This is a genomic window from Paenibacillus roseus (assembly GCF_016424485.1).
GTDB lineage: Bacteria > Bacillota > Bacilli > Paenibacillales > Paenibacillaceae > Paenibacillus_D > Paenibacillus_D roseus.
In genome coordinates, this window is the sequence record NZ_JAELUP010000003.1 from 1 (window position 1) to 12,250 (window position 12,250).

A 12,250-nucleotide genomic window follows, 5' to 3' on the forward strand; every position below is an offset into this window, starting at 1 on the left:
ATGCTTACGTCAAAAATGAACCCGTGATGTATGATGACCCTACCGGACACTTCTTCAATTTTGTTGCTGCGGCAGTAGGAGCAGCGGCAGGAGCCGCTATTGGAGCCGGCATTGAAATGGCGAGGGATGCTGCGAAAGGTCAGCTATCCAAGAGCAATTGGAAGAAATATGCGGGGGCCGCTGCCGCAGGCGCGATAACAGGATTGACTGCCGGATTAACTGGCGGAGCCTCCCTTGTTGCAAATATGGGGGTGCGTGCCGGAGCTGGGTATGCTAGCAGTGCTGCAGAGCAATACATTACAACGGGTAAGGTCAATCAAAAGCAAGCACTGATGAGTAGCGTGCAGAGCGTGGGTACTTATGGAGCAGGCAAGGCGACCAATAAGCTTAAGGTGTCTTCTGGTGGTAGTGGGGGGACGGGGACGGGAAAAGGTCTCGAAACTAGAGGGTATAAGCCTCAAGCTGGTGAGCGTAATCTCGAAGGATATGTAAAAAAGAATGTTCCAATAGATAAAGAAACAAAATTATATACGAAATCGTCAGGATTCAACAATGTAGGTCAATCAGGGGGGCAATTTAAAAGATATGGTAGCGATTCGCACGCTAATCTATCCCCTCATGTTCATCAACCTCAAAGGAATGTTGACCGTTCAGGAAACGTAAGAGGTTCTGTTGGAAGTAAAACAAAAAATGGAGGAGTAGCATCTCCAACTAAGAAAGATATTAGTCAACTTTATGATAATCTTAATAATGGGAAGTATAGGCCTTAATCGAGAGAGGTGTATCATGTCTTATGTGATTTTTGATTGCTCCCAGTTCCTTACTTTTAGTTGTGATGAAGCAGAATTAAAGAACAAAGTAGCTCCATTTGGAATGAAAGTTTTACTAAAAGAAGAAATAGCAAAAAAGAAGCTAACGTACTTGAGTCCATTCCTTGAGGAAAACGTAATCGAGCTATTTGACCAAGAGTTTATAGGTGTATTCGAAGATTGGAAGGAAGAAGAAAATCCGCCAATCGAACTGGTCAATCTTAAGAAAGAAATCATTGATTTTTGTAGTAAGATGAATATTGAATCTTTGAAGTTAATTATCATATCTTGTGCTTCTGAAAACATCGAGGAAGACACAATTATTAGCAAGTCGGTTCAAATAGACCAGCTTTATGGAGGACTTTTTGTGCTTTCCAAATGGAGCTTTAAAGAAGTAGCCGATAATTTGATTCTAGCAATTAATTTATAATTAGCAAGACCTTAACCTTGATTGGCTTCGGCCTTCAAGGTTTTCTCTTTGGTGGAGGCGGAGGAACTAACTGTTTACCTTCGCAAAGCGGAAACACGAGATGCAGGTATTCCCCTCCACAAACCCATTCAACACATAAACAGGTAAAGTGACCTTGCATCGAAATAATAGACACCAAGAAAGACCCCAGCATACCCATTATCCTAACGTCATCCAAGTGATTTATCTTAGAATGGCGGGACATATTGATTGGCGGAGTGCGTTCTCCGTCGGTTGTAGAATAGCTCAATGTATTCAAATACGGCCTTCCTAGCCTCTTTCCGGGTCTTAAAGTTGTAATCATTGAGCCATTCCATTTTGAGCTTTCCCCAAAAGGATTCCATAGGGTCTGTCAAGAATTATGTGTAAACGAATGTAAAGGGTGTTTACGGTGGAGGGCGAACTCCGCCCCCTACTCCAGGTACTGACCAACGCGATCGGGGAAGAAAACGGACAACTGTAACAGCATTTGTCCCCAGTTTTGAACGTGGCCTGTCCATTTATACACGCTATCCATGGTAGCCAGGTACAGCATCTTGAGTAGCGATTCGTTATGGGGAAAAATGCTTTTTCCTTTCGTCACCTTGTGCAATTGCCGGTGATAGCCCTCGATCATATTCGTCGTATAGATCAGCTTGCGCAGCTCCGGCGGATACATAAAGAACGTCGGCATAAGCAAAATCGTATTTGTGGCTGTACCGCACCGGGCGCGGTGTTGCGCCTGCTGTATTGTACGAGTACCAACAGACGCGGGGCGGCGAACATCCGCGAAACTTTCTGGCGGGGTATGGCGGATACTTACATGTGGACGGCTATGCCGGTTACCACAAAGTGGCCAAGGTGAAGCTCGTCGGCTGCTGGGCGCATGCGTGCCGGAAATTTGACGAAGCGCAGCGAGCAGCGCCGCCGGAAGCCCTACACAACCCGGAGTCGGTTGCGGTGCAAGGGCTTGCCTTCTGCAACAAGCTGTTTGCGCTTGAGCGCGGCTGGACGGAGGCTACGCCAGAGGAACGCAAAGCAGCACGCACCGCCCACAGCCAACCGGTGGTGGAGGCGTATGGAAAGTGACTCAAGCAGCAACTCTCTCGGACGATCCCGAAGAGCAAGGCGGGTGAAGCGATCACGTACAGCCTCAATCAATGAGAGAAGCTGACGGCATTTTCGGAAGACGGTCGACTGGAACTTGACAACAACCGCAGCGAACGGTCAATCAAGCCGTTTGTGATCGGGCGTAAAATTGGTTGTTCGCCAACACGCCACGCGGCGCCAAAGCTAGCGCGACGATCTACAGCGTAATTGAGACGGCAAAGGAGGAAGGACTCCTTCCGTTCCACTACCTGCAGTCTCTTTTTGAACAGTTGCCGCAGCTAGCCACTCCGCTTGATGCCGAAGCGCTCGAATCTTTCCTGGCTTGGTCCGATTCGCTTCCGGCTCATTGTCGGATAAAGAAAAGCTAACACCAGCATAGCCGAAAGTCTGCTCCCGCCGCTAGGTGGGGGCTATTTGACGCTAACATTTTTAACACCTGGAAATATCCATGATTGCACCGTAGCGATTGAAGTTCTCTCCGGCGTAACGCTTTGCGACTTTTATCACTATAAAGAACGGCATATTGTAGAATGTTTCTTCAACAAACTCAAACAATTCCGCGGGATCGCAACACGCTATGATAAGCTTTCTCGAAACGTTCTGAGCTTCGCCTTCTTGGCTTCTGCCATGGTTTTGTTGAAGTAACTCCATTAAGAGGAGTTTTCAGACACGCCCTAGTGACGTTGACGCATCTAAAATATTATGATTATAATATATTATGATTATCATATTTTAAAATTGGAGGCGCATATGAATGAGCAAGTTTAATCAGATCGATACGTTGGTTATTGGCTCAGGTCCGGGAGGTTATGCAGCGGCAGTCAAATCGGCGCAGCTCGGTATGAAGACAGTTATTGTAGAGCGCGGCCAGATTGGCGGGGTGTGCACGAATGTGGGATGTATCCCCTCCAAAGCACTAATCGCAGAAGCTCACCGCTATGAAACGGACAGACAATTGAAACGTATTGCGAGTTCAGCATCCTTTACAGATGCACAGAATTTTAAACAGGCGGTTGTAAACAAACAGGTCAACGGGGTTCTGTTTCTGCTAAAGAATGCCGGGGTTGAAATTTTGGAAGGGGAAGCAAGCTTTCTTGATGACCATACGGTTGTTGTCAAGAAGTCAGGAGCAGAGGAAATTGTTTCGTTCAGGCATGCCATACTGGCTAACGGTTCTCGCCCGATCGAGCTTCGGGCATTGCCATTCGGAAATCGCATACTCTCTTCAACCGGGGTGTTGTCGCTTGCGGGGGTTCCAAAAAGTCTGGTTGTGGTCGGCGGCGGTTATATTGGGGTTGAGCTTGGACAAATGTATGCCAAATTTGGCAGCAAAGTCACGATTCTGGAGGGAGGTCCACAAATTTTGCCAGGATTTGAGGCCGACCTTGTCGCTCCTGTCATCAAGCAGATGAAGGCTGAAGGAATTGAAATGATAACAGAAGCTGCAGCAGCCAAAGCAGAGCAGGGGGCAGATGATCTAACTCTTTACTATATGAGACATGGAGAGCACCAATCGATTACTGCGGAGTATGCATTAGTAACGGTTGGCAGAACGCCGAACACAGACGGAAGCCTGGGGCTGGATCGTATTGGCTTGAAGACAACCGACAGAGGGTTAATTGAAACAGATAAGCAATGCAGAACGGCCATTCCGCATATTTTTGCAATTGGAGATATTGCGAGCGGTCCGGCTTTGGCTCATAAAGCGTCTTATGAAGCAAGGGTGGCGGCTGAAACGATTGCGGGCGAAGCTTCCGCCCTTGACTATAGAGCGATGCCGCTAGTCGTTTTTTCCGACCCGGAATTAGCCAGTGTTGGGCTCAGTGAAACAGAGTGCAAGGCCAAAGGGATACCCGTTGTTATCGGAAAGTCTTCATTCGGAATTAACGGCAGAGCATTGGCGCTGAAAGCGACGGATGGATTTGTCAAAGTGATAGCTGATCCGAATTCCGGGATCATACGAGGTGCGCAAATCGTGGGCGCGGAGGCGTCGTCTCTCATCTCAGAGCTTGCTCTGGCCATTGAGATGGGGGCGAATGTTGAGGATTTGGCGATGACCATCCATCCACACCCTACTTTAGGAGAAGTAATTATGGAGGCCGCTGGCAACGCCGTTAAAAAAATTAAGAAATAAATCGGGCTCAAAACCAGAATTAGTGCTTGACCACTAGGTGGAGGGGGCGCTGCGTGGCAGAGGATTCTTCCGATCGCTGTTAAAGCCCGATTCCTTGATTTCATGGAAGTTTGCAGGGGGAATCGGGCCTTAAAGGCGACCACGTTCGTTTCTCCAGAATTCCTCTGCCCCTTCGCTGCTCTCTCCTGTTTGTCAAGCACTGATTTTAAGGTTGAGCCATAAATCGGGTCATATATTTTTGGTGTTTAACTTGATTTATTCAATATTCTTATGTATTATGAATACTAGATTTTACATTCGGTTTATTCTATAGCAGTAGGTGATTCCCTCACATGACCTTGGTCGATTCCAACGAGAACAGGAAGAAACTTAGTCACATCTACAACGAGATCGCCAAAGAGCTGTTCGGGGTAGGAACGACAATGCTGAAGGTGTCCATCGATCAATCGGTTATTACGATTCATGCCAAGCACCGCCGGTCGCCGCGCTCCAATGCTCTGGAGGACGAGGCTCCTGCGCTGAAGTATGAAGTGGATTATCATATGTCTGTCATTTACAAGCGGAAGATTCGCGAACGCCTGGAGCAAGAGCTGGGATTATCTGTTGAGGTCGTGCTCAGGGATTATGACCCGCCGACGCAACGGGCCATTACGAATGTAATTCTTCATGAAATTGAATAAACAAGCGTTGGCGTCGCTCTTTTGATTTATCTTAAGAGGGAACCAGATTAAGCGAGGCAGATGTCTCTTTGCGTTGTTTACAACGAAAAGTGCTCTTGTTAGAAGAATTTTTTCTACACAAGTGTGCTTTTCGTTTTTTTATTGGAAGACATTGGGGTAAGTGTATGGTTTGGGCAGATGCGTACGAATACTACGAGTATCGCAGAGCAACTGGGGGTTAAGATTGACCACATAGAGCATGTACATTAAGGGAGGACTTACAAGATGAAAAAGTGGGTACAAGGGTTGGCATCATTAACGATTCTCGGAGTAGTGCTTGCCGGTTGCGGCAATGCGGCAAAACCGGAAAATACAGGAGGGGCGGACAACGCGCCGAAGGGTGAAGCGACGAAGCTTGTCATTTCAACCTGGGGATTCTCCGCTGACTTCTTTAACAAAGAGCTGTACGAGCCATTTGAGCAGGAGCATAATGTGAAAATTGTTGTCGAGGCCGGCAATAACGCGGACCGTTTGAACAAAGTGAAAACTGGCAGTTCCCCCGTGGACCTGATTTATTTGTCCGATTACTATGCACAGCAAGGTATTGAAGCCGGATTGTTCGAGAAAATCGACCGCAGCCGTATTCCGAACCTCAAGGATATTTATGAAGTCGCTCAGGCTCCGCTTGGCGAGGACTTTGGTCCGGCGTATACGGTCGGCCAACTCGGTATTGCCTATAATCCGGAGGAGACAGGCGGCAAGGAAATCAAATCGTGGAGCGATTTATGGAGCCCTGAGCTGTCCAAGAAGCTGACGATTCCGAACATTACGGCGACAAGCGGTCCGATGATTCTGGATGCCGCTTCCCGCGCAGCCGGCAATACAGAGTTTAACGAAGATCAGGCGATGGCGAAGCTGAAAGAGCTGAACCCTGGCGTTGTGAAATATTACAATCAAACTTCCGACTATGTGAACATGTTTACGCAGGGAGAGATTGCTGCAGGGCCGATCATGGAGATGTATGTCAAAGATTTGAAGACCGCTGTTCCCGGCACGAAGTTTGTGACACCGACGGAAGGCGCTTATGCAATCATGAATACCGTCAATATCATCAAAGGCAGCAAAAACAAGGAATTGGCTGAGGATTTCATCAACTGGCATTTGAGCCAGGAGTTCCAGGAGAAAGCTGCCAAAGCGAAAATCGACTCTCCAGTCAATATGAAGGTAAGCCTGAGCGCAGAAGAGGCCGAAGGCATTACGTACGGTGCCGACACCATTCTGAAGCTGATCAAGCTGGACATGAAGTTTGTTAACGAGAACCTTAAAAACTGGATCGACCGTTTTAACCGTGAAGTAACCCAATAAGATGAAGCCTTATGAACGGTGAATATTAAAAGGAGCCGTTTACGATTAGCAAGGGTATATGTCGCGCATGTACCCTTGTTTTATTTCGATTATAGGGAGGGTCAAAAAGTTGAACAAGAAAGTCATTATCGATGTAGATACGGGGGTAGATGACGCGCTCGGACTGCTGCTTGCCATCCGCAGCGGAGAGCTGGATATTCTCGGTATCACGACGGTTAACGGCAATGTATCTATGGAGCAGGCGACGGCCAATACGTGCAAAATTTTGCAACTGGCCGGAGCGGAGCATATTCCTGTTGTCCAGGGAGCCGGAAAGCCGATGATCCGCAGCACCTATTTTGAGCATCGCGTTCACGGCAAGGACGGTCTGGGCGGGGCGCTAGACGACATGACGCAGCGCAAGCAGCCGGAAGAAGGATATGCGGTGGATTTTATTATCGAGCAGATTCGCGAGCACCATGGAGAAATCACCCTGATCATGACCGGACCGCTGACGAATCTGGCGCTGGCCATACTCAAATACCCGGAGCTGGTTCAGCAGGTCAAGGAGGTCGTCGTGATGGGCGGTGTCGTCCAGAGCTTCGGCAATGTGACGCCGACAGCGGAGTACAATATGTACGTCGACCCGGAGGCGGCCAAGCATGTGTTCTGGGCCGGATTTGCTTCGCTCACGCTTGTTGGTCTTGATGTCACCCGCAAGGCGCTGCTCAGCGAGGAGCATATCAACGCTATGGGAGATTCGGAAATCGCCCGCTATGTACGGGCTAGCACAGCGGATTACATGAAGCGCTATCAGGAGCGAAACGGTGTGAAAGCATGTGCCATGCATGATCCGCTCGCAGTAGCCGTGGCGATAAATCCCGATCTGGTTAAAACCGGACACTATTATGTAGATATAGAGACACGCAGCGAGCTGTGTGATGGACAGACCGTGTGTGACTTTCAGAACCGGCTGGCCGTCAAGCCAAATGTACATGTCTGCCTGGAGGTAGCGGCGGACGAATTCATCAACCATTTCATCCGCGTCCTGCGCGGCTAGCGAACTAATGAACAGGAGACAGTGACATGAAGAAATCCTACTTGGCCTTGCTGCTTCTGCCCGGACTGGTATTCCTGGCTGCTTTCATGGTGATACCGATACTCCTGACGGTAGGTTCGACCTTTTACCATGAGAGCCGATTCACAGTTGAAGGCTATATTCTTTTTTTTAAAGACCCGTATTTCCTTAAAATTGTATGGACAACATTGCGTGTCAGCATCATCACGACGCTGTTGTGCATGGTACTCGGGTTTCCAACCGCTTACTATATTTCCCGGCAAAGCCCGCGGAGAAAGGGACTGCTGCTGGCGCTGGCGATTTTCCCGCTGCTGACCAGCTCCGTAGTCCGTTCCTTTAGCTGGACGATCATTCTGGGGAAAAAGGGACTGCTTAACAATACGCTGCTCTCCCTCGGCATCATTCAGGAGCCGCTGAACATTCTGTATACGCCGACAGCCATGATTATCGGTCTGATCCATTTATTCCTGCCGCTAATCATCATTACGCTCGTTGGCGTTATGGAGAATATTGACTCCGATCTGGTAAAGGCCGCGGAAAGTCTTGGCGCAAGCCGCTTCAGCGCATTTTGCAAAATTATTATCCCGCTTAGCGTGCCAGGACTTATTATCGGGGGCATCCTCGTATTTGTCGGCAGTTTGACGGCCTATACGACGCCTGCGCTTCTCGGAGGCAAACAGCGAGTCATCTCAACATTCCTGTACCAGAATGCGATTACGCTGAATGACTGGTATCTGGCTTCGGTTATCGCCACAATTATGATGTTCATCACCTTCATCATCATTGCGCTGATGAACAAGCTGGCCACTAAATTAAATCCGAAGGGGTCGTAAACATGAAAGAGAAGAATCGCGGGCTCGGCCTGTTTACACTTCTTATCTATCTGTTCCTGCTTGGACCGCTCATTATTATCGCGGTTGCCTCGTTTGAGCCGGGGAGCGCGCTGAAATTTCCGCCTCAGGGTTTCTCGCTCAAGTGGTATCAGAATATTTTTGAAGTTTCGATGTTCAAGACATCGTTTGTCACCTCCATGTTTGTATCGCTGGCGGGCAATCTGCTTGCGCTGCTGCTGGGCTTGCCTGCCGCTTATGCGCTTAGCCGCTTTCAGTTTCGGGGCAAAAGCGCGCTGAATGCGATCTTTATTTCGCCGGTTCTGATTCCTGGCATTGTACTTGGTTTTACCATGCTCAAGTACGTCATTATCACATACAACCTGCCGGTCTATACGGCGCTGCTGCTCGGTCATACGGTCATCATGCTGCCGTTTATTATCCGGGTTATCGCCTCCAGCCTGGCAAATTTCGATTTTGCAGTGGAAGAGGCCTCGCTTAGCCTTGGAGCTGGCAGACTGAAGACATTTTTTACCGTAGTACTGCCAAATATCAAGTCGGGTATTATCGCCGCTGTGCTGATTGCATTCCTGGAGTCCTTTAACAATGTAGATATTTCCGTCTTCATGACCGGCCCTGGAATCAGCACCTTCCCGATTCAAATGCTGCTTTATGTCGAAAACAACTTTGACCCGACGATCGCTGCGATCTCTGTACTGCTGATGCTTTTCACGGCGGCGCTGATGTTCCTGATCGAGCGTCTGATGGGATTGTCCTACTTTACCAAACGATAATGGAGGCGTGCATCCATGGCCATGCTAACCCTGGAAAATATAGCTGTCGCCTATGACCAGCAATATATTTTGAAAGATTTTAACCTGTCCGTCGAAAAAGGAAGCCTCATCTCGCTGCTCGGACCGAGCGGCTGCGGCAAGACGACAACTCTGCGCCTGATCGCTGGCTTCCTGGAAGCCAAGGACGGCCGTTTCACCCTGAACGGCAAGGATTATACGCGTGTGCCGGTTAACAAACGCAACTTCGGCTTTGTATTTCAGAGCTATGCGTTGTTCCCACACCTGTCTGTGTATGATAACGTGGCATTCGGACTCCGTTTGCGCAAAGTGAGCAAGGCGGATATCGATCGCCGCGTCCGCAAAATGCTGGAGGTTGCCAACCTGATCGGCTTTGAGCAGAGATTTCCAAAGGAGCTATCCGGCGGGCAGAGACAGCGTGTCGCCATTGCGCGGGCGCTTGTTATTGAGCCGGATCTGCTGCTGTTTGACGAGCCGCTCAGCAACCTCGATGCCAATCTGCGCGTGAATATGCGGGTTGAAATCCGTCGCATTCAGCAAGAGCTTGGCATTACGACGGTATATGTATCCCATGACCAGGAGGAGTGTTTCTCCATCTCCGATCAGGTCGCGATTATGAACAAGGGGATTATCGAGCAGCTTGATGCGCCGTCTACTATTTTCAAATATCCGAAGACAGAGTTCGTTGCGCGCTTTATCGGTTTTAACAACTTCATCTCCTTCGACAATAGACAAGAGGATGGCCGTGAGATTCAGCTTCAAGCAGGCGGACATTCCTTCCTGGCGATTCAGGGCGAGGGACGCGGAGCGCAACAAGGATTGAAAGGCGCCATTCGCCCGGATGACCTGAAGCTCGGAACTTCGGATGATATTGATCTGGGCGCGAATGTACTGCCGGGACGGGTGAAGGTAAGCACCTTCCTCGGACGCAGCTACCAGTATGTGGTGGAAACGGAGCTCGGCGATTTCACGGTTAACAAAGAGATGGAACAGCCTTATGTCAGCGGCCAAGAGGTTCGCGTGCTCTTTCCCGTAGAGAAACTGATTTTGGTGGAGTAGCCTAAGTTACTTGGAGGTGCAGACAGCATGCGCGTGGATGTATTAATTGAAAATGTCCGAATCTATAATAGCTACTTTAAGCGGTTTGAGCCAGGCAATACGGCTGTGCTGGACGGCAAATTTATTTATATCGGGCAGCGGGGGCAGGAAAGCTTCGAAGCAGGCGAAGTCATTGATGGTCAAGGCCGCTACATGATTCCCGGCCTGATTGATATTCATCTTCATATCGAAAGCTCAATGATTACGCCCGAAGCGTTCTCTCATGCGCTCATCAAGAATGGCGTCACCACGATTGTGCCGGAGCCGCATGAGATGGCCAACGTGTTCGGACTTGAAGGCGTAACGGAGATGATCAAGGCGAGCCGGAATTGCGTGGCCGATATGTTCTACGCGATTCCAAGCTCGGTGCCTGCAACATCGATGGAGACAACCGGCGGTTCAATCGAGATCGAGGATATGGATGAGCTGCTGCGCACAGAGCGCATCATCTGCCTTGGCGAGATTATGAACTATGTCGATGTCATCACGGACCCGGAATGCAAGACCAATAAAATTCTGAAGCATATTCGCGATAACTATCCGCAGCTTATTATTGAAGGTCATGTGCCGAAGCTGCTGGATCTGGATTTGCACAAGATGATCTATAGCGGCGTCGATTCCGACCATACGCATCAGACGATTGAGGGGATGGAAGCGCGGATTGGCGCAGGCATGTTCATCGAAATTCAGGAGAAATCCATGACCCCGGAAGTTATGGAATACCTGATCCGTCACGGCGTTTCCGAGCATTACTGCTTCGTAACCGACGACGTAATGCCGGATTCGTTCCAGCGTCGCGGCCATCTGAACCATATCGTGCGCAAAGCGATCCGTATGGGCATGTCGCCGGAACAAGCGATCTATGCCAGTACGTTTACGCCGGCCAAGCGGATGCGAATGCATGACCGAGGGGCGATTGCGCCAGGCAAGATTGCCGACTTCGTTCTGCTGACCGATCTGAACGAATTGACTATCGGCCAGGTGTATAAGGAAGGCCGCAAGGTCTATGACGCAGCGGAGTCCTATGAGCCGAAGAAGGCGGAGCGTGCCTTTCCGGCGCATTTCTATGAGAGCGTTAAGCTGGAGAAATTGACTGAGGCTGAATTTCATGTATCGGCAGGAGAAGAGGACGGCCGATACACTGCACGCGTCATGATGGTCAAGGACGGCTCCACATTTGTTGAGGAGCATCGGACCGAGGTTGAGGTACGGGATGGGCAGCTCATGTGGCAGGAGAGCGGTTATGGCCTTATTGCAACATTCGAGCGTTACGGGAAGGGCGGCAGCCGCGCTTACGGCCTCATCGGGGGCGATACGATCAAGCGGGGAGCTGTCGCGACAACGTATTCCCACGATAATCACAATCTGCTCGTTGTTGGCCATAATTTGCCGGACATGCTGCTGGCGGCCAATGAAGTCATATCCCGGCAGGGCGGCTTCTGCGTTGTAGAGAATGGCGAGGTGCTTGCGAGCCTGCATCTGCCGGTGGGCGGTATTCTGACCGAAGAGCCGCTGGAGAAGATGGCTGAGGAAGTTGACCGTCTGATCAGCGCAATGAAATCGCTTGGCTACCGCCACTATAACCCGATTATGTCGATCAGCACGCACTCCCTGCCAGTCAGCCCGGCGCTCAAAATTACCGACTACGGCCTGATTGATGTGAACAAAGGGAAAGTTATTCCGCTGCTGGTGGAAACGAGTAGTTAGGTTGAACGAATGTAAGTGGAGCAGAGCCTCCGTGTGAAAGGTTCTTCCGATCGCTGTTGTTCCCGGATTTCTTGAATTGCGGTAGTGAAAAGCAAATAGAACACCGTCCCGATTGGGGCGGTGTTTTTGTGCAATTAGAAGAGTTAGCCGGCTATGTTTATATGATTTCTAAAAAATACGATCATGAGAGGCTCCCTTTCCGAAAGCGCTGCCAAACATTT

General features: G+C 49.6%; 9 protein-coding genes and 5 pseudogenes. 12 read left to right on the forward strand and 2 right to left on the reverse strand.

What is annotated here, in order from left to right; genetic code table 11:
- Nucleotides 1-770: pseudogene (locus JFN88_RS00905) on the forward strand (hypothetical protein); the annotation flags it as partial.
- 16 nt (nucleotides 771-786) lie between these two features.
- Entirely contained in the window at nucleotides 787-1,239 is a 453-nt protein-coding gene (locus tag JFN88_RS00910; RefSeq protein ID WP_199017414.1) for a hypothetical protein, read from the forward strand.
- Between the two features lie 227 nt (nucleotides 1,240-1,466).
- Here the strand turns inward: JFN88_RS00910 and JFN88_RS00915 are convergent.
- Nucleotides 1,467-1,625, reverse strand: a pseudogene (locus JFN88_RS00915) (IS3 family transposase); the annotation flags it as partial.
- A 65-nt stretch (nucleotides 1,626-1,690) separates the two neighbouring features.
- Nucleotides 1,691-1,951: pseudogene (locus JFN88_RS00920) on the reverse strand (transposase); the annotation flags it as partial.
- An 8-nt stretch (nucleotides 1,952-1,959) separates the two neighbouring features.
- Between JFN88_RS00920 and tnpC the strand changes: the two are divergent.
- The 10 genes and pseudogenes from tnpC to JFN88_RS00970 form a co-directional block, all read left to right on the forward strand.
- Nucleotides 1,960-2,735, forward strand: a pseudogene (tnpC, locus tag JFN88_RS00925) (IS66 family transposase); the annotation flags it as partial.
- A gap of 127 nt (nucleotides 2,736-2,862) precedes the next feature.
- Nucleotides 2,863-3,012 (forward strand): annotated as a pseudogene (locus JFN88_RS00930) (IS5-like element ISSoc13 family transposase); the annotation flags it as partial.
- Nucleotides 3,013-3,121: 109 nt separating this feature from the next.
- Nucleotides 3,122-4,501 (forward strand): dihydrolipoyl dehydrogenase, encoded by a 1,380-nt coding sequence (lpdA, locus tag JFN88_RS00935; protein ID WP_199017416.1) that lies wholly within the window; start codon nucleotides 3,122-3,124, stop codon nucleotides 4,499-4,501.
- 332 nt (nucleotides 4,502-4,833) lie between these two features.
- Nucleotides 4,834-5,181, forward strand: coding sequence for a Na-translocating system protein MpsC family protein (locus JFN88_RS00940; protein ID WP_199017417.1), 348 nt, complete (start codon nucleotides 4,834-4,836; stop codon nucleotides 5,179-5,181).
- A gap of 264 nt (nucleotides 5,182-5,445) precedes the next feature.
- A complete protein-coding gene (locus JFN88_RS00945; protein ID WP_199017418.1) occupies nucleotides 5,446-6,525 on the forward strand; it encodes an ABC transporter substrate-binding protein in 1,080 nt (359 codons plus the stop codon).
- 109 nt (nucleotides 6,526-6,634) lie between these two features.
- The gene (locus JFN88_RS00950; protein WP_233167313.1) at nucleotides 6,635-7,564 is read left to right on the forward strand and encodes a nucleoside hydrolase; all 930 of its coding nucleotides are present in this window, start codon (nucleotides 6,635-6,637) and stop codon (nucleotides 7,562-7,564) included.
- Between the two features lie 26 nt (nucleotides 7,565-7,590).
- Nucleotides 7,591-8,415, forward strand: a complete 825-nt coding sequence (locus JFN88_RS00955) for an ABC transporter permease (RefSeq protein ID WP_199017419.1) — start codon at nucleotides 7,591-7,593, stop codon at nucleotides 8,413-8,415.
- A 2-nt stretch (nucleotides 8,416-8,417) separates the two neighbouring features.
- Nucleotides 8,418-9,206 (forward strand): ABC transporter permease, encoded by a 789-nt coding sequence (locus JFN88_RS00960; RefSeq protein WP_199017420.1) that lies wholly within the window; start codon nucleotides 8,418-8,420, stop codon nucleotides 9,204-9,206.
- Between the two features lie 15 nt (nucleotides 9,207-9,221).
- Nucleotides 9,222-10,283, forward strand: a complete 1,062-nt coding sequence (locus JFN88_RS00965) for an ABC transporter ATP-binding protein (RefSeq protein WP_199017421.1) — start codon at nucleotides 9,222-9,224, stop codon at nucleotides 10,281-10,283.
- A 27-nt stretch (nucleotides 10,284-10,310) separates the two neighbouring features.
- Nucleotides 10,311-12,029 (forward strand): adenine deaminase, encoded by a 1,719-nt coding sequence (locus tag JFN88_RS00970; protein WP_199017422.1) that lies wholly within the window; start codon nucleotides 10,311-10,313, stop codon nucleotides 12,027-12,029.
- The last annotated feature ends 221 nt before the right edge of the window (nucleotides 12,030-12,250 follow it).